Source organism: Micromonospora sp. RP3T (genome assembly GCF_003027925.1).
Taxonomy (GTDB): Bacteria; Actinomycetota; Actinomycetes; order Mycobacteriales; family Micromonosporaceae; genus Micromonospora.
Window position 1 is genome coordinate 174,430 of sequence record NZ_PYPS01000008.1, and the last position, 24,012, is coordinate 198,441.

Below are 24,012 nucleotides of genomic sequence, written 5' to 3' on the forward strand. Positions count from 1 at the left end.
CGGTCCCGACGCCGCGGGGCGGCCGTGGCGCTGCACTAGGGTGTGCTCATGACGGCTCGCCTGGACGGGTTCGCCTTTCCGCCCCGCCGCCCGGCCGAACGGTTGGGGGTGGCGGTGGTGAGTGAGCTGGTCGAGCTGATCGTCACCGGGCAGCTCGACGCGGGGCAGCTCCTCCCGCCGGAGGGGCCGCTCAGCGAGCACTTCGGCGTGAGCCGGACGGTCATCCGGGAGTCGGTGAAGCGGCTCGAGGAGAAGGGCCTGGTGGTGGTCTCGCAGGGCCGGGGCACCCAGGTGGCCCGGGTCGGCTCGTGGAACATGCTGGATCCGGTGGTGCTCTCCGCGCTCATCGACAACGACGAGTCGCTCGGCGTCCTGGACGAGCTGACCATCGTCCGGGGCAGCCTGGAGGCGGCCATGGCGGGCACGCTGGCGAGCCGGCGTACGCCGGAGGAGCTGACCCGGGTCGAGCACGCGCTCGCCGTGATGCGCGAGATCCGACACGAGAGCGACTCGTTCCGGCAGGCGGACGTGGTCTTCCACTTCACCGTCATGGAGCTGTCCGGGAACCGCCTGGCGGAGAACATCTGCAAGCGCCTCTACCGGCGGGCGATGGAGAGCAGCCGCTTCCACGGCATGGCGTACGAGAGCGCGTTCGAGTCGACGCTCGACGAGCACGCGCGGGTGGTCGACGCCATCGCCCGGCAGGACGTGGCCGCCGCCGAACGCACTATGCGGGACCACATCGTCACCTCGTGGCAGCGGCGCCGGTTGGCGGGGCCGGGCGGCGGCCCGGCGCGCTAGCTTCAGGGGTCGGGGACGAGCCGCAGGCCGGCGCGGTCGGGCCGGACGTGCGGCCCGGTCGCCGAGCGGGGCGCGTCGGTGGGCGCGAGGCGCTGCTCGTCGACCTCGATGCCCAGCCCCGGCCGGTCGCCGAGGACGATGCCGCCGTCCGCGATCTCCTGGTCCACGGTCAGCCCGATCGGCCAGGTGAAGTCCTGGACCTCGCACGACAGGTGGTTGGGCACCGCCGCGGCGGCGGCCGCCAGCGGGTTGGCGTGGTAGGCCACCGGGCTCACCGGCAGGTCCCGCCCGTGCGCGACCACGGCGGTCCGCAGGAAGTGGGTGATGCCCCAGACGCTGCCCACCTGGACGACGTCGACGGCGTCCGCGTCCAGCAGGGGCCGGAACTGTTCCAGGCCGGTGAGGTTCTCGCCGGTGGCGACCGCCGCCCGGACGCCGTGCCGCACCGCCGCGAGGCCGGCCGCGTCCCACCGGCGGACCGGTTCCTCGACCCAGGTCAGGTCGACGGTGCGCTCCAGCGCGGTGACGAACCGGACGGCCTGGGCGCGGTTCCACGACTCGTTGGCGTCGACCATCAGCGCCGGGCGGCCGGTGTTACGGCCGAGGATCTCCCGGACCGTCTCCAGCCGGCGTCGGTCCCGCTCGACGTCGTGGCCGCCCTTGAGCTTGGCGGCGGTGAAGCCGCGTTCGGCGAAGCGCTCGTACAGTCGCGCGAGCGCGTCGTCGTCGAGGGCGATGTCGAGCCCGGAGGCGTAGCCGGGGACGAACCGGTCGGCGGCGCCGACGGTGCGCCAGAGCGGCTCGTCGGCCGCCTTCGCCTTGAGATCCCACAACGCCATGTCGAGCGCGCCGACGGTGCCGAACGTCGCGCCCGCGTGGCCGGTCTTGAAGACCTGGTTCAGCATCCGGTCGTAGAGCGCCGGGGCGGCGCGGGGATCCGCGCCGTCGACCGCGCCGAAGACCCGCTCGACGTCCCCGTGCGGGCCGAGACCGACGCCTTCCAGACCGATGTCGGTCTCCAGGATCAGCACGGGCACGTCGGTACGCGTCCGCGGCATCACCCCGTTGGCGTCGCCGATCAGCCGTCCCCAGTCGTGCGCGGTGGTGAGGCTGCGGTAGCCGGTGACCTTCACGCTCGTCTCCTCGCCGCCGTCCCGGTCAGCCCCGCAGGCTCCACTGCTGGTTGGCCCCGCCGTTGCAGGCCCACAGGATCAGCTTGGTCCCGTTGGCGGTGCCGGCGGCGTTGGCGTCGAGGCAGAGCCCGGACTGCTGGCCGACGATGGTGCCGTTGGCGTTGACGGTCCACTGCTGGTTGGGCTGGCCGTTGCAGTCCCAGATGATCACGGCGGTGCCGTTGCTGGTGCCCTGGCCGTTGGCGTCCAGGCACTTGCTGCCGTACACCTGGAGCTGCCGCCCGGCGGTGACGGTCCAGCGTTGCCCGGTGGCGCTGCCGCAGTCCCAGAGCTGGACCTGGGTGCCGTTCGTGGTGGACGAGTTGGGCACGTCCACGCAGCGGCCGGACTGCCCGCCGACGATCTGCTGGGCGGTGCCGCTCGGCGGCGGCGTGGTCGGGCCGCCGGAGCCCTGCGGGCCGGCGGCGTTCATCACGGTCTGCGCGCCGGCCGGCCAGTTGCCGTTGCTGACCGTCGTGTTGCCGGAGACCACGTTGCCCCGGTCGCCGTTGGTGACGTTGGTGCTGTTGTTTGTCGACCAGTTGTTGGTGAGCGTCCAGTTGCCCATGTTCTCGCCGCCCCAGTAGTTGGCGGTGGCCCAGGTGCCGGTGTTCGAGAAGACGTTGGTGGTGACCGTGTAGTACTTGGAGCCCTCGTCGAAGTAGACGCCGAAGTAGCCGTTGGTCCGCAGGCAGTAGTTCTCGCTGATCAATGCGTTCGGGTTCCAGCCCAGCGTGTAGATGCACCCGCCGTCGTTCATCTGCTGCATCACGTCGTGGACGTGGTTGCCGACCACGCGGTTGTTCGACGCGGTGGTCGGGGTGCTGTAGCGCGGCTGGTAGTTGTACAGACCGCGACGGGCGTACTCGTTGTTGCCGCCGGCGTCGTTGGCGCCCCAGCCGTACCCGATCGTCAGGCCGGAGTACGGCAGGTTGTAGATCTCGTTGTGGCTGATCGTGGCGTTGGTGACGTACGTGGGCAGCACCGAGCTGATGCCGCGGTAGTCCAGGCCGAGGTCGTGGATCCGGTTGTTGCTGACGGTGATGTCCCGGTTGGTCATCCGGGCGTCGCTCGGGTGGTGCGCATCGGCGCGCACGCCGCCGATGACGAAGCCGCCGGCCGCGTTGCGGGCGATCTCGGAGCGGGTGACGGTGATGTTGCTGGCGCCCAGCCCGACGCCGGTGGCGTGCGCGTTGGCGTCGTTGCCGATGCCCACGGCGGTCTGGCCCAGGTTGACGAACTGGGAGTCGCTGAACGTGATGGTGTTGGCGGCCGAGATCTGCACCGCGGCGGGCATCTGGGACCAGCTCGGTCGGGCCGCCTCGAACTGCTGGCAGCCGGAGGTGCAGGAGCCCCACGCGGGCCAGGACCAGGTGCCGGCGATGTACGAGCCGGTCTGCTGGTCGACCCACCCCTGGTTGCTGCTGGGACCCAGCCAACTGGTGCCGGTGAACGTGAGGCCGGAGAACGCGATGTGGTGCGCCGGGCTGGCGTAGCTGCCGCCCACGGTGACCAGCGACTGCGTCACCGGGAACTCGACGTCCACCGTGGACATGCTCTGCCCGGAGCGCGGGATGTAGTAGAGCGTGCCGGTGCCGGTGTCGACGTACCACTCGCCGGGGGAGTCGAGGAACTCGTACGCGTTCACCAGGTAGAACGGGCCGGCCCGGAACGGGTTCATCAGGGTGTCGTAGCCGAAGTTGTTGTTGTTCCAGGCCGGCTGCGCCATGGTGAGCAGGCCGCCGCTGATGCTCTGCACCGGCGAGTACCGGTCGGTGAACGAGTTGATCCCTTCGACCTCGACCCGGTTGGCGTTGGCCAGGTTGTTCAGGTAGTTCAGGTTGCCGTTGGTGATCCGCAGGCCGGTGGCCGAGGCGCTGAAGTCCGACCGGCTCACCGCCGTCCGGGCCCGGGTGGCCAGTTGCCCGTCGACGTAGAGCTGCCGGGTGTTCTGCCCGGCGCCGACGTTCGCCCGCCAGATGTTGCGGCCGGAGTCGGCGACGGACCAGCCGGTCACCTGCTTCGCGCCGCTGATCACCGGATGCGCCCCGGAGGCGGCCTGCCAGCGCACGGTGTGACCGTTGGTGCCGGAGTCGGCCGCGCCGAACGTCAGCGGCGACGTCACCCGGTAGACGCCGTCGGAGAGCTGCACCACGATGTCGTCCGACATGCCGCCGACCAGCGAGCGCACGGTGGCCTGGGCGGTGGACAACGAGCAGGGCTGGGTGGCGGTGCAGCCGCTGCCGGTGCCGCCGGGGGAGGCGTACACGGTGGTGGCGGCGGCCGAGGCGGACGTGGCGAACGCCGCGACGGCGACGCCGGCGATCGCCGTGGCCAGCGCGAGGCCGGTCACGGCCGACCGTCGCAGGGCGGATGCGTTCACGGAACCTCCAGCGGCGCGTATAGGTATGACGTCTCATGTTAAGCAGTTATCAATATCGATACAAGTCGATTGCTTGGCGGACATGCGCGTTGACACCCGTCACCGCCCCGACCTAGGGTCGTCCCACCAGGTGAACCGATTCGACGACCGTTGCCGGGAGCGGGATGAACATCGGTGAGATCGCCCGGCGGGCCGGGGTGTCCCGCAGCACCGTGTCGTACGTGCTGAGCGGCAAGCGGCCGGTCTCGGCGGCCACCCGGCAGCGCATCCAGGCGGTCATCGACGAGCTGGACTACCGCCCCAACGCCAACGCGCGGGCCCTCAAGGAGGGCCGGACCCGCACCCTCGGCCTGGTCATCCCGCCCGCCAGCCGACGCCTCACCGACATGCAGCTCGGCTTCGTCGCCAGCGTGGTCGAGGCCGCCGCGCGGGCCGACCTCGACGTGCTGCTGTCGCCGTCCGGCGGTGACCACGACCGGTCGTTCGAACGGATCGTGACCGGCCGCCGCGTCGACGGCGTCGTGCTGATGGAGATCCGGCTCACCGACGAGCGGGTGACCCGGCTGGAGCAGACCGGCCTGCCGTTCGTGACCATCGGCCGCACCGCCCGGCCGGCGGGCACGAGCTGGGTGGACGTGGACTACGACGGCCTCATCGCCAGTTGCGTGCACCACCTGGCGGACCTGGGGCACCGGCACGTCGCCCTGGTCAACCGCTCGGCGGAACTCGTCGCCGCCGGCTACGGCCCGGGCTGCCGGGCGCTGAGCGGCTTCGCCGCGGCGGTCGCGGAACGCGGCCTGACCGGCGTCGACGTCTGCTGCGGTGACGACGTCGCCGCCGGTGAGGCGTGCGTCGAGGAACTGCTGGCGGCCCACCCCGAGGTCACCGCCGTGGCCACCGTCAACGAGGCGGCGCTGCCCGGCATGCAGCGGGCGCTGGAGTCCGCCGGGCTCGTGGTGCCGCGCGACTTCTCGCTCACCGGGGTCGCCGCGCGGCACTGGGCGGAGAACCTCCGCCCGCCGCTGACCGCCGCGGACGTGCCGATCGTCGACATGGGCGCGGAGGCGGTGTCGCTCCTGCTGGAGCGGATCGCCGCGCCCGGGACCGCGCCGCGGCACCGGCTCTACCGCCCGCCGGTCTCGCTGCGCGCCAGCACCGGCCCGGCACCGGCGCGCCGTGCCGCGTCCTGACCGCACGCCGGGCCGTCCGCTCATCCCCGCCGCCGCCGGTCGTCGCCGGCGAGCAGCAGATATCCGCTCGCGGTCCAGGTGTACGCCCGGTCCCGCAGGCCCGCGCCGGTCTTGGCGTCGAAGTTCTCGGCGAAGCCGGACCGTTCGCACAGCAGCCGGAACCGCCGGCTGACCTCGTCGGCGAGCGCGACGTGCCCGGCCCGGCGCAGGCCGTCCTCGATCAGGACGGTGGCCGGGGCCCAGATCGGGCCGCGCCAGTACCCGTCGGCCTCGTGGTGCGGTGAGTCGAGTGGCTCGGTGGCCAGCCCGTGTTCGGTGAGGTGGGCCTCGATCCGGCGGGCGAGCGTGGCGGCGACACCGGCCGGGAGCGTCTCGCCGAGCACGATCGGCATCAGGTCGAGCAGGCTGGTGCTGGACCTGGTCCGCCCGGTCCGCGCGCTGCGCGCGGTGAACCGCTCCCCGGTCCACAGCTCGTCCAGCAGCGCGTCGCGGACCTCGCCGGCGACGTCGGCCCACCGCGCCGCCTCCGCCTGGCGGTCCAGTTCGGCGGCCAGCTCCGCGAGGCACTCCAGCTGCGTCACCAGCAGGGCGGCGAGATCGGGCGCCTCGACCACCCGGTCGGCGTCGAAGGTGGTGGCGTTGTCCCAGCCGCTGTCGTTGCCGTGCTGGTAGTGCGGCAGCCGCCGGCCGGGCGCCCGCCGGTGGTCCAGCCAGAACGTGGTCCACCGGGTCAGCCGCTCGTAGACCTCGACCAGCTCCGCGCGCGGCACCGCCCGACCGGACCGTCGCCGCAACTGCCGCCACGCCCAGCCGTGCACCGGCGGCTTGACGAAGTTGTGCAGGACCTCCGAGTGGGTCACCGAGTCGGGCAGCGCGCCGGCCGGATCCTGATGGTCGAACGGCAGGTGGAACTGGTGCCGGGCGAGGTCGGTCCGGCCGGCCGCCAGCGCGAGTGCGTTGAAGCAGTGGTCCCAGCTCCACACCTTGTTCATCCAGTGCTTCGACATCAGCGTGGCGGGCCGGGTGACGAAGCCGGCCGGCGCCACCGTGGCCGACCACAACACGTACCCGGCCAGCTCGGCGGCCGGGGTCGACGGGCCGCGCCACGGGGCGACCGCCTCGACGAACGCGGTGAAGTCCGCGTCGGCGGCGGCGACCAGGTCGTCGAAGTCCGCGTCGGGCGCGTACGGTCGGCGGGCCGTCGCGTACTCCTCGATCGCCACCTCCCACGGCCGGTCGGCCGGCAGGACCAGGCCGCGGGCCGCGGTGCCGAGCGCCTGCGTGCCGACCGCCTCGGCCGCGCCGGTGAGCACGGTGACCCGGTACCGGCGGCCGGTCTCGTAGGAGGTGAACACGAACGCGGCGTCCACCGGGTCGTCGTAGAGGTACGTCCCGCTGAACGGGGTGAGGGTGGCGGCGGCGGCGCTGATCCGCAGCCCGGCCCCGCGGCCCCGGAGCCGGAGCGTGTCCGGGCCCGCGTAGGTCGCCTCGACCCGGCCGTGCCGGTCGTGCCAGCTCAGCAGCGCCGGTCGGGCCGTCACCTCGGCGTCGGCCGGCGAGGTGAACCGGAGCACCGGGTGCATGCCGTTGCGGTGCGAGACCAGGTGCAGGTCGTCGGCCCAGGTGTGCTCGGCGACCACGGGGGAGACGCTGAGCCAGGACCCGTAGTGGCTGAACGGGATCTCCCGGACGGAGAACGTCGGGCCGGAGGGGGCGACGGTCATCGGGGGTGACTGCCTTTCTGTGGTGCGGACGGCGCGCTCAGTCCTTGACCGCGCCGGCTGTCACGCCCGCGGCGACGTACCGCTGGGCCACGATCAGCAGGACGGTGGCGGGGACGGAGGCGATCACGGCGGTCGCCATGATGGCGTTCCACTGCTGGTTGTTGTTGCCGATGTAGCGGTAGATGCCGAGCGTCACCGGCCGCGCGGCGCCGCCGGCATCCAGCGTGGACGCGAACAGGAAGTCCGACCAGGCCCAGAGGAAGGCGAACAGCGACACCGTGATGATCGAGCTGCGGCTCAGGGGCAGCACCACGGACCGGAACGTCCGCCACCGGCTCGCGCCGTCCATCACGGCGGCCTGGAGCACCTCGCCCGGGATGCCGGACATGAACGCCGTGAAGATCAGCACGCCGAACGGCACGGCGATGGTGGAGTCGGCCAGCACCAGACCGGCCGCCGAGTTGAGCCAGCCGAGCCGGAGGTAGATGGCGTAGCACCCCATCGCCATGATGATCCCGGGAATCATCTGCGCGATCAGCAGCACGAACCGGAGCACGCCGCCGCCGACCGGGCGCAACGTGGCCAGGGCGTAGCCGGCGGGCGCGGCGAGGGCCACGGTCAGCGCCACCGTGCCGAGCCCGATCAGCAGGCTGGTGCCGAGGTACGGCAACTGGTCGCGCAGCACCACCTGGTAGCCCTCGACGGTGCCGTGCGCCGGGAACAGGTGCGGCGGGTCGGCGCGCAGGTCGGTGTCCCGGGTGAGGGACACGTTGACCATCCAGTAGACGGGGAACAGCATCAGCGCGGTGAACACCACCCCCAGGCCGGTACGCCACCAGCCGTTCCGGCCCCGCCCGCCGCTCACCACCGCTGCCTCCGTTGGGCCCGGACGTAGGCCAACCCGAACCCGAGGGCCACCACGATCAGCAGGTTGCCGACCGCCGCGCCCGGCCCGAACTCGGGCAGCAGGCTGCCGAAGCCGAGCCGGTAGGACCAGGTGGCGAACGTCGTGGACGAGTCGGTCGGACCACCCCGCGTCATGATCCAGATGATGTCGAAGACCTTCAGCGTGTAGATCAGCCCGAGCAGCAGGGTGATCGCCGACACCGGCCGCAGCAGCGGGAGCGTGATCCGCCAGAACCGTTGCGGCCCGCTCGCCCCGTCCAGCGCCGCGGCCTCGTACACGTCGGTCGGGATGGCCTGGAGGCCGCTGTAGAGGACCACCAGGTTGAACGGGACGCCGATCCAGATGTTCGCGATGATCACCGAGACCAGCGACCACCGAGGCGACGTCAGCCAGTTGACCGGCTCGACGCCGAGCGCGCCGAGCGCGGCGTTGACCACGCCGGCGTCGCTGTTGAGCATCCACGACCAGGTGGAGGCCGAGACGATCAGCGGCAGCAGCCAGGGTACGAGAAACAACGCCCGCAGCGTCGCCGACAGCGGGAAGTGCCTGTGGAAGAAGACCGCGAGCCCCAGCCCGATGGCGAACTGGAACAGCAGCGACACCGCCGTGAACGCCGCCGTGTGCGCGAGCGCCGGCCCGAACGTCGGGTGGGTCAGCACGTCCCGGTAGTTGTCCAGCCCGGCGAACGGGGCGCCGCCGGAGACGAACGACCGGACCGTGTACCGCCGCAGGCTCAGCTCGACGTTGCGGTAGAGCGGGTAGGCGTAGAAGGCCAGCAGATAGATCGTGACCGGGGCCAGGAACGCCCACGCCGTCCACCGGTCGGTGCGGTTTCGGCTCATGGAGCTACTTGGCGACCGCGCCCTGGGCGGCGGACAGCGCCGCCCGTGGCGTCTTCGCGCCGCTGAGCGCGCCCTGCACGGCGGTCCAGAGCTGTTCGGAGATCTTCGGGTACCGCGTGCCGAGGTCGTCGCCGGTGCGGCCCTTGGCGGCGTTCACCGCGTCGACCCACACCTTCAGCGCGGGATCGGCCGCGACCTGCTTCTGTTGCACGGCCGCCACCGGCGCGACGTACGACAGCGTGGTGTCGGTGGTCAGCAGGTTGTCCGGGCTGGTCAGGCAGGACACCAGGCGGCGCGAGACGTCGTACCGGCCGGTGTCGCGCTGCACCGGGACGGAGACGAACTCGCCGCCGGTCGGGGCCGGTGCGGTGCCGCCGGCGCTGGCCGGCACCGGGATGATCCCGTACGCGAAGTCGAGCTTCTCGGCGTTGGCGCGCTGCCAGGTGCCGTTCTCGGCGAACGCGAAGTCACCACCGGCGAACTCCTGCCAACTGGTCGTCTGGGTGTTGTTGATGACGGAGTTCGGCGCGTACCCCCGGGTCAGCCAGTCCTTCCACAGCGTCAGCGCGGACACCGCCGGCGGCGAGTCCAGCGCGGTGAGGCGGGCGCCGGAACCCCAGAACCAGGGCAGGAACTGGAAGCTGCCCTCCTCGGTGCCGATCGCCGAGAACGTGATGCCCTTCCTGCCAGCGGCCGTGACCTTCGCCAGCGCGGCGGTCAGCGAGGGCCAGTCCCGCACCGACGCGACGTCCACACCGGCCCGACCCAGCAGATCCTTGTTGTACCAGAGCGCGAGTGTGTTGGCCCCGATCGGGACGCCGTACGCCCTGCCGTCGAGCCGGCCGGCGCCGAGCAGGTTGGGCGCGGACGCGGAGGTGTCCAGCCCGGTCTCGTCCGCCGAGGTCAACGCGCCGGCCTGGGCCAGCGTCGAGATCACCGGGTTGTCGATGATCAGCACGTCGGGTGAGTTGCTCTGCTGGGCCGCGAGCAGCGCCTTGTTGGTCAGGTCCGTGGTGTCGTAACCGGTGCGGCGCACCGTCACGCCCGCGGCGCTGCCGCAGCTCTGGAGCAGCTTCTCCCAGTCGGAGCCGGCGGCGAACTGCGGATACGGGTCCCAGACCGTGTACGCGGCCCCGCCGGAGCCGCCGTCCGGGCCGCCCGTCGCGGCGCAGGCGCTGCCGGCGAGGACGAGAGCGGTCAGGGCGGCGCCGGCCACGCCCCGCCGCCACGCGGATGTCGTCATGGTGTGCCACCTCCACAAGCGGTGGGCGAATCGGTTCGACCGAAGATAGGCCGCTCCGGCAAGACGGTCAAGATGTTCGATGCCTGCTCAGGAAACATCGACGTCACGGCCGAGTCATTTCGTTGACATTTATCAATGTCTACGCCTAAGCTGCGCGGCGAATCGATTCGCCAGGACGTCCTCCGCAGCATCCCCGCCCTGCCGAAGGAGTCACCAGTGGACCTCCCCCGCCCCCGGGCACCCCGGATCCGTGGCCTCGCCGCCCGGATCGCGGCCGGCGCCGTCGCCGTCGTCTGCTCACTCGCGGTCGTCGCGGCCCCCGCCCGGGCCGCCGACGAGTCGCTCACCGTCACCTTCTCCACCGCGCTCGGTACCCCGACCTACCGTGGCTCGGGCTGGATCTACGGGATGACCGAGAACGGTCAGAACCCGCCGGACAACTACTTCCGGGACGTGCGGTTCCGGGCCATGCGCGCCGGGGGCGCCCAACTGCCGGGCCAGGGCTGGGTCGGCGGTGGCTACGACCGCCGGTGGAACGCCACCGTGGCGCAGGCCCGACGCACCGCGGCCCTGGGCGGCACGTTCGTGCTGCTCGACCACGACCTGTGGGGCGCCGACGGTGCCGCGATCAGCCGCTTCCCCGGCGACAACGGCGACTGGAGCGACTACGACCGCTTCCTGGACCGGCTCTTCGCCGACGTACGCGCGGCCGGCATCACGGTGCAGTGGGACATCTGGAACGAGCCGAACATCAGCCTGTTCTGGAACCGGCCCCAGTCGCAGTACTTCGAGCTGTGGCGACGCACCTACCAACGCATCCGCGCCACGTTCCCGGGCATGCTGATCGTCGGGCCGAGCTGCGCGTGCGTGCCGTCCACCAGCGGGTGGTGGACGCAGTACCTCGACTACGTCAAGGCCAACAACGTGGTGCCGGACATCTTCAGCTGGCACTCGCTGCCCGGCGACCCGGTGGCGAACGTGGCCACCGCCAACCAGACGCTCGACTCCCGGGGCATCCCGCACCCGCGACCCCACCAGATCAACGAGTACGGCGCGTCCAACCAGCAGAACCCGGCCGGCGGGGCGTGGTACCTGGCCCGGCTGGAACGCGCCGGCGCGGACGGGCTGCGGGCCAACTGGGCCGGCGGCCAGAACCTGCACAACGACCTGGCCAGCCTGCTCACCCGCAACTCCAGCGGGCAGTACCAGCCCAGAGGCGAATGGTGGGCCTACCAGTTCTACGGCTCGATGACCGGCCAGATCGTGGCGGTCACGCCGAGCGCCTCCTACGACGCGTTCGCCACCCGGGACGCCGGCTCGGCGAAGATCCTCGTCGGCGGCAACTCGACCACCGGCAACGTCACTCTCAACCTCCAGCGCCTGGACGCCACCAGCGGCCTGGTGGTGAACAACCAGGTCCGGGTGGTGGTGCAGAACATCCCGTACAACAACGGCGGCGCCGTGTCCGGCCCGGTCACGGTCCGGGACAGCGTGGTGACCCTGGCCAACAACGGCACCACGGTCACCGTGTCGCACGCGAACATCAACGACACGTCCACCGTCACCCTGCTGCCGCCCGGCGGCGGCGGACCCACCAACCAGAACGTCCAGATCGTCGGCGGCCAGTCCGGCCGGTGCGTGGACCTGCCCGGCTCCACCACCACCAACGGCGCCCAGGCCCAGCTCTGGGACTGCAACGGCGGCGCCAACCAGCGCTTCAGCTACACCTCGGGCAAACAGCTCACGGTGTACGGCACCAAGTGCCTGGACGCGTCCGGCCAGGGCACGGCGAACGGCACCGCGGTGGTCGTCTGGGACTGCAACGGCCAGGCCAACCAGCAGTGGAACCTCAACGCCGACGGCTCGATCACCGGCGTGCAGTCCGGGCTGTGCCTGGACGCCAGCGCGTTCGGCACCACCAACGGCACCAAGGTCCAGCTCTGGCAGTGCCTCAACGGCGCGAACCAACGCTGGACCCTCCGAAGCTGACATGCAAGGCGGGGCCCCTTCTTAACGCCTGCGGCATAGGAAGGGGCCCCGCTTAACACGTCAGCGCCAGCTCCACCGCTGGTTGGCGCCGCCGTTGCAGGACCAGAGCACCAGCCGGGTGCCGTTGGCCGTGCCCTGGCCGTTCGCGTCCAGGCAGAGCCCGGACTGCACGCCGGTGACGGTGCCGTTCGCGTTGACGTTCCACTGCTGGTTGGGCTGCCCGTTGCAGGCCCACACGATCACCGCGGTGCCGTTGGCGGTGCCGGCGCCGCTCGCGTCCAGGCAGAGGTTGCCGGCGAGCTGCAACTGCCGGCCGGAGGTGGCGGTCCAGAGCTGGCCGGACTGCCCGGCGCAGTCCTGCAACTGCACCTGCGTACCGGAGCTCTGGCCCGGTGCGGTCACGCACCGGCCGGACTGCTCGCCCGCCAGCTGCCGGGCGGACGTCGGCGGCGGCGTGGTCGGTGGCGGCGTGGTCGGCGGGTTCGTCGGCGTGGTGCCGTCGAACTGGGTGAAGAACCGCCAGACCACCGCCTGGGTCCAGGACCGCTCGCCGGGCGCGAACGGGTCGGCGGTGCCGTCCACGGCGTTGGGGGCGTGCGGCCCGTCGAACGCGGCCCAGGCGACCGGGTAGCCGGCCCGGCAGCCCGAGTAGTAGGTGACGACGTGCGTCAGGCTGCCCTGCGCCGGCTCGGGCGGACTCTGCGGGGTGCAGCCGTTGTTGCGCACGAACTGGTCACGCAGCGAACGCCCCGCCGAGATCGGCAGCGTGCCGTCCCGCAGCCCGTGAATTCCCAGGTACGCGATGGGCTGGGTGCCGCCGTTGCACCCGCTGAGGTTCGCGCCCGAGTAGACCGCGACCGCGCGGAACACGGTCGCCCGGGCGCACGCGAGGGCGTAGCTCATGCCGCCGCCGTAACTGAAGCCCATCGCGTACCGCTGCGTGGTGTCGACGCAGAGGCCGGCCTCGAACGTGCGGACCATGTCGTCGACGAACGTCAGGTCCTGCCCGTTCGGGTTGGCCCAGCCGTTGCCGTTGCCCTGCGGCGCCACGAAGATGGCGCTGTTGTTCGCCAGCGCCCGGACCCCGTAGTAGGACCAGGGATAGCCGCTGGTCCCGCCGGAGTCGACGTCACCCGCGGTGCCGCCGTTCCAGTGGAAGCCGAAGATCAGCTTGTACGGGCGGTTGTAGTCGTAGTTGTCGGGGATCCGCAGGATGTACGAGCGGTTCTGGCCGCCGCTGGAGATCGTGTGCGAGCCGCTGGTCAGCGCCGGCGCCTTGCCGCAGCCGGCGGTCGACGCCAGCGGGCCGACGCCGGTGGTGCTCTGCCCGGCGGCGAGCGCGACGCCGCTCATGGCGAGGACCAGGCCCGCCACCCCCGCGACGACACCGACGACGAGTCGACGTCTCGGCATGTCGTACTCCTTCCTTGGAGAAGTTAAGCGGGGCCCCCTCCTCTACCGGAGGCGTTAAGAAGGGGCCCCGCCTTGCACCTCAGCTGCGGGGGGTCCAGAGCTGGTTGGAGCCGTTGTGGCAGTCCCACAGGTTGATTCGCGTGCCGTTGGCGGTGCCGTAGCCGGCCGCGTCCAGGCAGCGACCGGACTGCACGCCGCTGATGGTGCCGTTGGCGTTCACGTTCCACTGCTGGTTGGCCTGGCCGTTGCAGTCCCAGACGATGACCGCGGTGCCGTTCGCGGTCCCGCGCCCGTTGGCGTCCAGGCACTTGTTGCCGAGCACCTGCAACTGCTTGCTGGCGGTGTACGTCCAGCGCTGCATGGTGCCGCCCCAGCAGTCGTACAACTGCACCTGGGTGCCGTTGGTGGTGCTGCCGTTCGGCACGTCCAGGCACCGCCCCGAGCCGGTGCCGACCAGTTGCACGTTCTGGTAGGTGCCGCCGCTGTTGCCCGGGGTGCCGATGCTGCCGGACACCGACTGCAACGCGGCGTACCAGACGGCGGCCATCTTGTCGTAGCCGGTGGCCGTCGGGTGGATGCCGTCGATCAGGTCGGCGGTGGTCAGCGCCGCGTGCTGGTCGACCAGGTGGACGCGCTTGCCGGCGTTCACCTTGGACTGCACGATGCCCGGGATGGCAGCATTGAACGTCCGTACCGCCGACTCCTGGCCGGAGTTGGCCAACGGGATGATCTGCGCCACGAACACGTCGGCGTTGGGCGCCGTCGTGGTGATCCGGTCGATCAGCGTGGAGAGCCGGTTCGGCGCGGTGGAGACGTTGTAGTTCTGCAGGATGTCGTTGGTGCCGATGTGCAGCAGCACGGTGCGCGGCTGGTAGGTGTTCAGCCAGCCGGTGATGTTGGCGTCGATCTGGTCGATCCGCCAGCCCGGGTGGCCCTCGTGGTCGTGGTCGCCGAGGTTGCCCGGCCCGTTGAACTGGGAGCCGACGAAGTCGACCCGGTAGCCCCCGGCGGCGAGCCGCTGCCACAGCCCGATCCGGGAACCGCCCGGGACCTGCGTGCCCTCGGTGATCGAGTCACCGAGCGGCATCACCCGCACCCCGCCGTTGGACTCGGCCGCCGCCGGGCCGGCCGGGGCCAGCACGCCGGTGACCGACAGGGCCAGCGCCGCGACCGCGGCGAGCCATTTTCCGGTACGCAATGTCTGCTCCTCTCAGGGGCTGGTGCAGGTGAGGGACGGGGTCGACGGCGAGCCGTTGGCGAGGAAGCCGAACGTGGTCGAGCCGGCGGCCGGCACCGAGCCGTTGTACGACACGTTGCGGACCGTCGCCGTGGAGCCGCTGGTGCTCAGCGTCCCGCCCCAGATCTGGCTGATGCTCTGGCCGCCGGCCAGGTTCCAGCCCACCGTCCAGCCGTTGATCGCCGAGGCGCCGGCGGTGACGGTCACCTCGCCCTGGAAGCCACCGGACCAGGTGCTGGTGGTGCGGTAGCTGGCGGTGCAGGGGCCGCTGGTCGGCGGCGGCGTGGTGGGCGGGGGAGTGGTGGGCGGCGGGGTCGTCGGCGGCGGGGTGGTGGGCGGCGGGTCGGTCGGCGGCGGGGTGCTGGTGCCGGAGCTGAACCGCCAGTGGTCGAGGTTGAACAGCGAGCCGCTGCCGCCGGTGAACCGCAGGTACAGGTCGTGGGTGCCGGTGGCGCCGCTGACCCCGCAGGTGGTGTCGGTCCAGGTCTGCCAGCCGCCGGTGCCGGACACCCGGCAGGTGCCGATCAGCGGGCCGTTGGTGCCGTCCAGGCGCAGCTCGATGCTGCCGCCGCTACCGGCCGAGGCCACCCGGGCGGTGTACGAGGTCGCGCCGGTGCCGAACGCCACGCCCTTGACCTTGATGTAGTCCCCGTTGTCGATGAAGCCGACGTTCATGCCGCCGCCGCTGGCCACCTCGGTCTCGACGCCCTGCCCCCAGGCGATCGTCTCGGCCTCCTGCCGGACGTACGGGTTCAGCGTGCCGACCTGCGGGGGCCCGGTGGTGGTCATGGAGATGGTCGGGATCGAGCCGTCCGCGCCGTAGGTGAACTTCTCCACCGCCACCGACCGGGTGAAACCGCCGCCGCCCGGCAACGCGCCGTTGTGGTAGAAGAGGTAAGAGTTGCCCTTGAAGTCGACGACCCCGGGGTGGTTGGTGAAGCTGCTGCCCTGGGTGGGCATGACCGTCCCGCGGTAGGTCCACGGCCCGAGCGGGCCGGGCGCGGTCGAGTAGGCGAGGAACTCCGAGCAGCACTTGGCGGCGAACACGTTGTAGTAGAGGTTGTTGCGCTTGTAGACCCACGGGCCCTCCTCGTAGAGGGTGGGCCGGTTCGCGTCCCCGGTCCGCGTGCCGAAGCCCGCGGTGGTGAGCGGGATCCGCGTGGGGCTGCCCGAGTACGACGTCATGTCCGCGTTCAGCTTCACGTACCACAGGTTCGGGTTGCCCCAGTAGAGGTACGCCTGGCCGTCGTCGTCGATGAACACGGTGGGGTCGATCTCGCCGTTGCTCACCAGCGGACGGCCGATGGCGTCCCGGAACGGGCCGGTCGGGCTGTCGGCTACCGCCACCCCGATGCCCATCTGGCCGGTCGCCCGCACGACCATGGGTACGTACCAGTAGAACTTGCCGTTGCGGTAGATCGCCTGGCCGGCCCACGCGTCCTGCTTGGCCCAGCTGAACGTGGCGAGGCTGAGCGGGGAACCGTGGTCGGTCCAGTTGACCATGTCGTCGGACGAGTAGACCCGCCACTCCTTCATGGTGAACCAGGTCGAGTTGTCCTCGTCGTGGCCGGTGTAGAGGTAGACCCGGCCGTTGTAGACGAGCGGTGCCGGGTCGGCCGTGTAGATCGTCTGCACGATCGGGTTGTCCGCCCGGGCGATCGCCGGGAACAGCCCGATCATCGCGAGCAGGCTGGCGAGCAGTGCGAGCCTGCGCCGGCCACGGCGATCAGGTCTCGTTGATAGCGCTAACATGGGTGGGTGTCCTTCCGGTGGGGGTGCGGGTGGTCTCAGCGGTAGCCGGCGGCCACGACGTTGGCCTGGACCGCGTTCTCGGTCGCGTCGGACGGATAGCCGGCGACCATGGCGCCCTCGTAGAACGTGCCGGCGCTCAGGTTGGCGCCACCGCCGGGCTTGCAGCAGTCGCCGCCGCTGCCCAGGATGATCGCGCCCTGCTTCTTCATCGGGCTGTAGCCGGGGGGCAGCGACCCGTCGTAGAGCGTGTACAGGTTGCCGGACTGGGCGTTGCTGCCCTTGATGGCGAACCGTGAGGTGCCGTTGTTCTTCAGCGTGGCGGTGACGAACTTGCTGGTGAAGGCGCGCTGGTTGGGGTTCCAGGTCTGGCTGCCGCCGGGGTAGAGGCCCCACTCCAGGTCGGCCTGGACCCAGGGGCCGCTGCCGGAGCAGCCGCCGAACCAGCAACTGGTGCCGAAGTAGATCGCGTCCATCGCGCCGGCGGCGTCCGCGCTGCGGGTGGTCTCGCTGTTGCCGTAGTCGAAGCAGCAGCCGCTGTTGACGTGCGTGCCGCTGGTGACCATGTACATGCCCTCGGGCGCGCTGCCGGTCGGGACGCCGGTCAGGTGACCGTCGCGCCAGTAGCTGTTGCCGGGGTTGATGTAGAGCGAGTACGCCTTCGCGCCGCCGACGGTCAGCGCCTCGCTGGTCGCGGTGGCGGGCCGGCTGGACGAGGAGCCGGGGACCTGCGCGGAGCCCTGGTACCACAGGTCGTTGCCGCGTCCCGACTGGTCGTAGACGACAGTGATCACACAGGTCGTGCCGCCGCAGAACGCGTCCTGGCCGGCGGCGTCGGCGTAGCCGCCGGCGCCCAGCGCGCCGATGTTGCGGGTGGCGCTGTCCGACGAGCGACGGACCTGGTAGAGGTTGCCGCCGTACGCCGAGAACAGCGCGCGGGTGGTGCTGTGCGCCGCCACGCAGGGCGTGCCGCCCGCGGCGTAGATGTCACACGGCCGGCCACCGGTCGGCGGCGGCGAGCTGGGCGGCGGGGAGGACGGCGTGGTGGACGTGGTCCACCGCTGGTTGGCCTGGCCGTTGCAGGTCCAGAGGATCAGCTTGGTGCCGTTGGCGGTGCCGGCGGCGTTGGCGTCCAGGCAGAGCCCGGACTGCTGGCCGGTGATGGTGCCGTCGCCGTTGACGGTCCACTGCTGGTTGGCCTGGCCGTTGCAGTCCCAGATGATCACGGCGGTGCCCGGGCTGGTGCCCCGGCCGTTGGCGTCCAGGCACTTGGTCCCGTAGACGGTGAACTGCCGCGCCGACGTGTAGGTCCAGGTCTGCGCCGCCGCGCCGGTGCAGTCGTAGAGCTGGACCTGGGTGCCGTTGGTGGTGCTTCCGTTCGGTACGTCCACGCAGCGTCCGGACTGCACGCCCACGACGGCGCCCGGCCCGGGGGCGGCGACCGCCGTCCGGGCCTGGGTGGTCAGGACGGTGCCGCCGGCGGCCAGGACGAGGGCCAGGGTGGCGACCAGCAGTCGTGGTCGTCCGGAGCGGAGGGATCGGGGACGGGGGATGGCCATGACGGCTCCTCGGGTGCGCAGGCTCCGGGACCGTCCGTACCGGCACGGAGCCTCACGGGTGGTGACCGTCGGTGAAGCGCTAACACCCGTGGCGCGCACTCGGCCGCCCGTGCGGCGCGCGAGGTGTCCGGCCCGGCACGAGGCGGCGCTCCCGGAGGTGCCTCGGTGGTGGCATACCGGTCGCTGATGTTATCGCGAACATCGACGTGAGTAATTAGAACACATCGATGTCGACGACCGCGCGGCGAACGGGCCGGGCGTTCGGGCCGGCGCTTCGCGCACGGCTCGGGCAGGCCACGGCCCGAGCCGTCACCCGGATCGGCCGAGCGACCCGCCGGTAGGCAGGGCGGACCGGTTCTCCGCCCCGGCCCGCATCAGGCTCGGCGCGCTCGTCACCCGGCGTGCGCGGCGACTCCGCCGGTGGGGCGTGACGGCGCTCAGCGCGTCCGCTTCGTCGCCCGCTTGCGCGGCGGGGTCAGCAGGTCGGCGATGGCGGCGATCGCGGACGGCACCACCCGGTAGTACGCCCAGACCCCGCGCTTCTCGCGTTCGAGCAGCCCGGCCTCGGTGAGGATGCGCAGGTGATGGCTCACCGTCGGCTGGGACAGCCCGAGCGGGGCGGTCAGGTCGCTCACCGACGCCTCACCCTCCGGGGCGGACTGGATCAGACTGATCAGCCGCAGCCGAGCCGGGTCGGCGAACGCCTTCAGGACGCCGGCGAGGCGCTCGGCGTCGGCACGCTTGATCGGCTCACCGGTCAGCGGCGAGATGGACGGCATCGCTGTTTTCGCAGTTCCCACGCCCTCCATAGTCGCACCGACACCATCAATGGGACGGCAAAACCGCCGACCATCACCGGCGGTGAATCTCCGTGAGTCGGGCGGAGCACCGGACGGGACCACATTCGAAGATCGGACGACCTGGTGCCGGCCTTCCACGCCGGTCGATGGACGCGCCGACATCTCCGGTGCTCCCGGCCGGTCGGCATCCCGACCCGGTGGCGGCTCGTCCCGGCCTTGCCACACACCCGACAATGGAACCGCTGGCGCCCACCGGGCGCAACGGGGGAGGGCACAGGTGAATCAGGCAGGCGAGCCGGCCCCGTCCGGGCCGGCGCCGGGCACGTCGTCGCGGGCCATCCGGATCCGTCAACTCCGGCTGGTGGGGCTGGTGGTCGTGCTGGCCCTCCTCGCGGCGGCGTTGGTCCCGATCGTGCTCCAGTTGGGCCCACCGACCCGCGACGACCTGATGGAGCGGGCCGGCCTCAAGGGCAAGGCGCAACTGCTCGTCGGCGTGAAGGACGACCAACCCGGCGTCTCCCAGCAACTGCCGAACGACGTCTGGAAGGGCTTCGACGTCGACATCGCCTACCTGATCGCCGGCTATCTCGGGTTCGACCGGTCCCAGGTGCGGTTCCTGCCCATGGAGAGCGAGGACCGGGCCCGCCGCCAGGCCCGGGACCGCGACGGGTTCGTCACCGTCGACATGGTGATCGCCTCCTACAGCATCACCAGGAAGCGGGAAGAGGAGGAGGGGGCGGTCTTCTCCGCGGCCTACCTGCAGACCGAGCAGTCGGTCGTGACGCTGGCCAGCGACAAGGGCCCGGTGAGCAGCCTGGAGGACCTGGCCGGCCGGACCGTCTGCACGCTGACCACCTCGACCGCCATTCCGCGCCTGCGGGAGGCCCGGGCCCGGCCGATCGGCCGGAACAAGATCAGTGAGTGCGTCCAGGAGCTGTACGACGGCAAGGTGGACGCGGTCAGCAGCGACGCGGCGATCCTCGCCGGCTTCGTCACCGGCGACCGGTCGGGCGACGAGGGTCAGCGCTTCCCGAGCCTGCTCCGGAACGCCAAGCCGCTGCGGCACTGGGACATCGGCGAGTCGGCCGCGGAGAAGTGGGGCGTCAACACCGGCCCGAACGAGGCGCTCCGCGACCTGGTGGACCTCGCGCTCGACGACTCGGCCACGAACCCGCGGAACTCGGCCTGGGAGCAGGCGTACGACGCCAACTTCCGCTGGCAGCAGCGCTTCAACCTCCCGCAGCCGGTCGCGGTACAACAGCAGCCCGACCCCAGGAAGGTGGAGGTACGGCAGTGGCCGTGGGAGAGGATCGCACTGCCGGCCCCGGCGCTCTCCGGATCACCGACGGTCCGGGCAAGAGCGGCCGGCCCCGCCGGATGGCCGGGGCCCGGCAGGCGCAGCAGTGGCTGCTGACGCTCCTCCCCGCGTTCCCCGTCCTGCTCCTGGTGCTGCGGCTGTGGCAACTCAGCCGCCAGGACATGTCGACGATGCTGCTGCTGGTGCAGTACGTCAGCCCGCTGGGCCTGCTCAGCGCGCTGCTGATCGCGTTGGTCTGGGCCTTCCCGCTGGTCGTGCTGACGTTCGGGGTGCTCGGGCGGCTGCTGCGGCTCAGCGCCCCGGAGCGCTTCGACCCGGACCGGTCGCTGCTCGCCTCCTGGACGGCGCGTACCCCCGGCTGGGTGGCCACCGCGGCGGTCGCGCTCGGCGCGCTCACCTGGCAGCTCCGCTTCCTGCCGACCCTGCTGATGCTGGCGCTCTGCCTGCTCGCGCTGCGGACCCGCTACCTGTATCCCGACCAGCCGAACCGGATCCTCCTGGTCGGTGTGGCGATCCCGCTGGCCGTGGCGGTGCTGGAGTACGCCGCGTCGGCCCCGGCCGCGTGGACGGCGCTGCACGTCGGTGAGCCGACCACCGCCGTGCTGCTGGTGGTGCCGCCCGCGGCCACCGTGCTGCTCACCGGCGCGATCCCCGGGTGGATCGCGCCGGCGGTCACCCACGGCCTGGCGTACGCGGTCGCGGCTGTGCTGCCGCTGGTGACCGGCGCGGTCTTCCTGGCGGCGCCGGTGCTGCCCACCACCGCGGTCGAGGTCGCCCCACCGGCCTCCGAGAACGCGACGGGGGACGGCGAGGTCGCCCCGGAGGTGGTGCTCGGCGCGTTGATCACCGTCACCGACACTTCGACGATCATGCTGGACCGGGCGGCCGTCGTCCAGTTCCTGCCCAACGACCACGTGCGTTCGCAGGTTCTCTGCCCGCAGGCCCGTCCGGTGCCGTACAGCGTGGTGACGGTGCACGGCTGGCCGGTGGAGGAGACCGTGCTCGACTGGATGATGCTCCGGCGGCCGGTCACCGTGAAGGACGTTCGCTGTGATGGCCGGCTCCCCGCCGGGGACCAGTCCGGCCGGGGCCCGCGTTAGCGGTCGGTCCGTCCCCGTGGTGGCGACCGGCGGTCAGGTGCGGCGCAGCACCAGGGTCGCGAAACCCAGCAGGTTGCGGTAGCCGCGCAACCACCCGTCCCGGTGCGCCCGGGCGACCGTGAGCGCCTCGGCGGCGTCCGGGTGGCCGGGGTTGTCGAGCGCCCACTCGGTGAGCGAGCCGACCCACGACCATTCGTAGTTGTCCCACTCGGCGGCGTCGCTGAGGTGCGCGTACACCGGGGTCCAGCCGGCCTCCTCGGCGGCGTCCACCAGGCCGGCGAGGTCGGTGTGGTCCTCCGGTTTCGCGTCCAGCGCGGCCAGCGCCTCCGGCGTCGGCGGCGCCTGCCAGAAACCCTCACCCACCAGCAGGATCCCGTCCGGGTTCACGTGTCGGCCGGCGGCCCGCAGCGTTCCGGCGAAGCCGTCGAAGATGTGCGTCGAACCCACGCACAGCACCAGGTCGTAGTCGCCGTCCGGCACGTAACCGCGGGCGTCGCGTTCGTGCAGCGTCAGCCGGTCGGCGAGGCCGCGCATCTCGGCCGTCGCGGCGGCGTGTTCGAGCGCGTGGTGACTGACGTCGACGCCGTCCGCGTGGCCGTCCGGGTGGTGGGCGAGTGCCTGCATGGCCCACGCCGCCCGCCCGCAGCCGAGGTCGAGGATGCGCGCCGCCGGCCGCCGGTCCGCCCGGCGCAGGAGCCGGTTGACGTTGACGCCGGAGACCGGCGCCGCGATCGGGTGGTGCGAGTGCGCGATGTCGCTGAGTCGTTGACGGTCCACGGTTGACAGTGAACACCACCGGACCGCTGCGACCGGATCATGCTCCGAGGCCGGGCCGGACGTCAGGCGGTCGGGTCGGGGTGCGGCCGGAACCGGCGCGCGAAGCGGCGGGTCGTGACCGCGACCGTGACGACGGCGACGGCGGCGACGAGGGCGCCGGCGGCGATGTCGCCGGGGTAGTGCACACCGGTCCAGACCCGGGCGAAGCCGATGACCACCGCCAGGAACGTGAGCACCGCGCCCCAGCGCCGGGACAGGAAGACGCCGACCGCGAGGGCCAGGGTGAACGCGGCGGTGGCGTGGTCGCTGGGCAGCGACGGACCGGTCGCGTGCGGGATCAACTGGTGCACGTGGTGGGTCTGGAACGGCCGTACCTCGGTGCTGAGCGCGGCGGTCACCCGGCCCAGCGCGAACGCGAGCGCGAGCGCGGCGAGCACGCGCGCCACGGCGCCGGCGGCCGGCCGGCCGGCGCGGACCACCGGCACCACCGCCAACGCCCCCAGGACGTAGATCAACCACACCGCCGCCCACTCGAACGCGTCGTCGACGGCGTCGACCCGCCCGGCCCCGGCGTTGATCATCTGGAACAGGTGGTAGTTCACGACGCCACCGCCCTCCTCGGCTACCCGACCCGTGTCCGGGTGGCTTCCACGCTCGCACGCGGGCGTCGCGGCAGGCCGGGAAAGCGCCGAATTCCACCCACCGGCCCGGGGGCGCACCGCCGCGGCGCGCCCCCGCGGCGCGCCGCCGACCGGCGGGTATCGACGATTGTGGTGGTTCGTCCACACGGGACATCGCGCTGCCCCCGGCGAACATAGCCTGGCCGCGCCGGCACTTCCTGCCGGCGTTGCCAGTGGACGAACGGGGGAAAAGGCCGTGAGAGGTCGCCGAAGGCGCCCGGGCGGGACGACACTACGTGCCGTCATCGCCATGACCGCCACCATGATCGTGACAGCGACGACGTTCGCGTCCCCGGCCAGCGCGGCGGATCCGCTGACGCCGGCGGACCGGGCCCGCTGCGTGGAGTTGATGCGCACCGGCGGACCCGCCGTCTCGCGGGCGGCCGAGGTCGCGTTGACCGGCTCGGACGCGGACCTCCGCGAGTTCCTCGACACCGGCTATTCCGAAGCGGTGGCGCACGACAGCCGGGCCGTGGTGGAGCAGTACCAGGAGATCGGCGGGTCCAACACGAGGCAGGCGGCCGAGGCGGCGTTGGCCGGCACCCCGGCCGACGTGCAGCGGTTCCTGGAGAGCGGCTACGAGGCGCCGCTCGCCCTCGACCTGCGGGTGCGCGCCGCCCAGGTGATGACCGTGGGCGGCCCCCAGGTGAAGGCCGCGACCCAGCGCGCGCTGACCGGCACCCCGGCGGACCTGGAGCGGTTCTTCTTCCTGGAGCTGGGCAACGCGCGGATGCTCGACGACCGGGTGCGGATCGGCCAGATCATGACCGCCGGTGGTCCCGCCGTCCGCGCGGCCGCGCAGCAGGCGCTCGCCGGCACCGACCGGGACCTGCGCGACTTCCTGGTCCGCGGGCAGCACGTGGCCCGGGCCCGAGACCAGGAGGTGAGCACGCTCACCCAGTTGGTCAGCCAGGCCAAGGAGGCCGGCGAGATGGCGGCCGAGGAGACCGAGGCCGCCAAGAACGCGTCCGCGCAGGCGGTGGAGGCGGCCCGGCTGGCCAAGGCCGCCGCCGAGCGCGCCAAGGCGGAAACCGAGGCGGCCCGCGAGTCGGCCAAGCGCGCATCCAGCGCCGCCGCCCGGGCGGCGGACGCGGCGGCCCGGGCGGCCGACGCGGCCCGCACCGCGGT

19 protein-coding genes are annotated in these 24,012 nt (G+C 72.0%); 6 read left to right on the top strand and 13 right to left on the bottom strand.

The window, feature by feature from the left end; all coding sequences use genetic code 11:
- Positions 1-48: 48 nt before the first annotated feature.
- Positions 49-801 carry a FadR/GntR family transcriptional regulator gene (locus tag C8054_RS09490; protein WP_107156404.1) on the top strand — a complete coding sequence of 251 codons (753 nt, stop codon included), beginning with the start codon at positions 49-51 and terminating at the stop codon, positions 799-801.
- A 2-nt stretch (positions 802-803) separates the two neighbouring features.
- Here the strand turns inward: C8054_RS09490 and C8054_RS09495 are convergent, their stop codons facing one another.
- Together C8054_RS09495 and C8054_RS09500 are read right to left on the bottom strand one after the other, a co-directional pair.
- Complete coding sequence (locus C8054_RS09495) at positions 804-1,934, bottom strand: mandelate racemase/muconate lactonizing enzyme family protein (RefSeq protein ID WP_107156371.1); 1,131 nt, start codon at positions 1,932-1,934, stop codon at positions 804-806.
- Between the two features lie 25 nt (positions 1,935-1,959).
- Positions 1,960-4,356 (bottom strand): right-handed parallel beta-helix repeat-containing protein, encoded by a 2,397-nt coding sequence (locus C8054_RS09500; protein ID WP_199199646.1) that lies wholly within the window; start codon positions 4,354-4,356, stop codon positions 1,960-1,962.
- Between the two features lie 164 nt (positions 4,357-4,520).
- Between C8054_RS09500 and C8054_RS09505 the strand changes: the two genes are divergently transcribed.
- Positions 4,521-5,546 carry a LacI family DNA-binding transcriptional regulator gene (locus tag C8054_RS09505; protein WP_107156372.1) on the top strand — a complete coding sequence of 342 codons (1,026 nt, stop codon included), beginning with the start codon at positions 4,521-4,523 and terminating at the stop codon, positions 5,544-5,546.
- Between the two features lie 20 nt (positions 5,547-5,566).
- Here the strand turns inward: C8054_RS09505 and C8054_RS09510 are convergent, their stop codons facing one another.
- The 4 genes from C8054_RS09510 to C8054_RS09525 form a co-directional block, all read right to left on the bottom strand.
- Positions 5,567-7,270, bottom strand: a complete 1,704-nt coding sequence (locus C8054_RS09510; RefSeq protein WP_107156373.1) for an amylo-alpha-1,6-glucosidase — start codon at positions 7,268-7,270, stop codon at positions 5,567-5,569.
- A gap of 37 nt (positions 7,271-7,307) precedes the next feature.
- Positions 7,308-8,069, bottom strand: coding sequence for a carbohydrate ABC transporter permease (locus tag C8054_RS09515; RefSeq protein WP_107156406.1), 762 nt, complete (start codon positions 8,067-8,069; stop codon positions 7,308-7,310).
- Positions 8,070-8,131: 62 nt separating this feature from the next.
- Positions 8,132-9,019, bottom strand: a complete 888-nt coding sequence (locus C8054_RS09520) for a carbohydrate ABC transporter permease (protein WP_107156374.1) — start codon at positions 9,017-9,019, stop codon at positions 8,132-8,134.
- A gap of 4 nt (positions 9,020-9,023) precedes the next feature.
- Positions 9,024-10,262: an extracellular solute-binding protein gene (locus C8054_RS09525; protein WP_107156375.1), complete on the bottom strand. Its 1,239-nt coding sequence runs from the start codon at positions 10,260-10,262 to the stop codon at positions 9,024-9,026.
- A gap of 216 nt (positions 10,263-10,478) precedes the next feature.
- On the opposite strand from C8054_RS09525, the gene C8054_RS09530 reads away from it, so the two are divergent.
- A complete protein-coding gene (locus tag C8054_RS09530; protein ID WP_158273831.1) occupies positions 10,479-12,251 on the top strand; it encodes a ricin-type beta-trefoil lectin domain protein in 1,773 nt (590 codons plus the stop codon).
- 60 nt (positions 12,252-12,311) lie between these two features.
- On the opposite strand, the gene C8054_RS09535 is transcribed toward C8054_RS09530, so the two are convergent.
- From C8054_RS09535 to C8054_RS09555, 5 genes are all read right to left on the bottom strand, one after another.
- Positions 12,312-13,664: a ricin-type beta-trefoil lectin domain protein gene (locus tag C8054_RS09535; RefSeq protein ID WP_107156377.1), complete on the bottom strand. Its 1,353-nt coding sequence runs from the start codon at positions 13,662-13,664 to the stop codon at positions 12,312-12,314.
- 79 nt (positions 13,665-13,743) lie between these two features.
- A complete protein-coding gene (locus C8054_RS09540) occupies positions 13,744-14,862 on the bottom strand; it encodes an RICIN domain-containing protein (RefSeq protein ID WP_107156378.1) in 1,119 nt (372 codons plus the stop codon).
- 12 nt (positions 14,863-14,874) lie between these two features.
- Positions 14,875-16,581 carry a family 43 glycosylhydrolase gene (locus tag C8054_RS09545; RefSeq protein ID WP_233219557.1) on the bottom strand — a complete coding sequence of 569 codons (1,707 nt, stop codon included), beginning with the start codon at positions 16,579-16,581 and terminating at the stop codon, positions 14,875-14,877.
- Positions 16,582-16,688: 107 nt separating this feature from the next.
- The gene (locus tag C8054_RS09550) at positions 16,689-18,209 is read right to left on the bottom strand and encodes an arabinofuranosidase catalytic domain-containing protein (protein WP_107156380.1); all 1,521 of its coding nucleotides are present in this window, start codon (positions 18,207-18,209) and stop codon (positions 16,689-16,691) included.
- Between the two features lie 437 nt (positions 18,210-18,646).
- The gene (locus C8054_RS09555; RefSeq protein ID WP_107156381.1) at positions 18,647-19,018 is read right to left on the bottom strand and encodes a helix-turn-helix transcriptional regulator; all 372 of its coding nucleotides are present in this window, start codon (positions 19,016-19,018) and stop codon (positions 18,647-18,649) included.
- Between the two features lie 268 nt (positions 19,019-19,286).
- Here C8054_RS09555 and C8054_RS09560 point away from each other — a divergent pair, with 268 nt between their 5' ends.
- Together C8054_RS09560 and C8054_RS09565 are read left to right on the top strand one after the other, a co-directional pair.
- Positions 19,287-20,423: a transporter substrate-binding domain-containing protein gene (locus C8054_RS09560; RefSeq protein WP_107156382.1), complete on the top strand. Its 1,137-nt coding sequence runs from the start codon at positions 19,287-19,289 to the stop codon at positions 20,421-20,423.
- Complete coding sequence (locus C8054_RS09565) at positions 20,387-21,427, top strand: hypothetical protein (protein ID WP_107156383.1); 1,041 nt, start codon at positions 20,387-20,389, stop codon at positions 21,425-21,427. Before C8054_RS09560 ends, C8054_RS09565 begins: the two co-directional genes overlap by 37 nt.
- A 33-nt stretch (positions 21,428-21,460) precedes the next feature.
- Here the strand turns inward: C8054_RS09565 and C8054_RS09570 are convergent, their stop codons facing one another.
- Together C8054_RS09570 and C8054_RS31985 are read right to left on the bottom strand one after the other, a co-directional pair.
- Positions 21,461-22,204, bottom strand: coding sequence for a cyclopropane-fatty-acyl-phospholipid synthase family protein (locus C8054_RS09570; protein WP_107156384.1), 744 nt, complete (start codon positions 22,202-22,204; stop codon positions 21,461-21,463).
- Between the two features lie 62 nt (positions 22,205-22,266).
- Positions 22,267-22,806 (bottom strand): phosphatase PAP2 family protein, encoded by a 540-nt coding sequence (locus C8054_RS31985; protein ID WP_158273832.1) that lies wholly within the window; start codon positions 22,804-22,806, stop codon positions 22,267-22,269.
- 328 nt (positions 22,807-23,134) lie between these two features.
- On the opposite strand from C8054_RS31985, the gene C8054_RS09580 reads away from it, so the two are divergent.
- A partial coding sequence (locus C8054_RS09580; protein ID WP_233219558.1) for an ALF repeat-containing protein occupies positions 23,135-24,012 on the top strand: 878 nt, incomplete at its 3' end.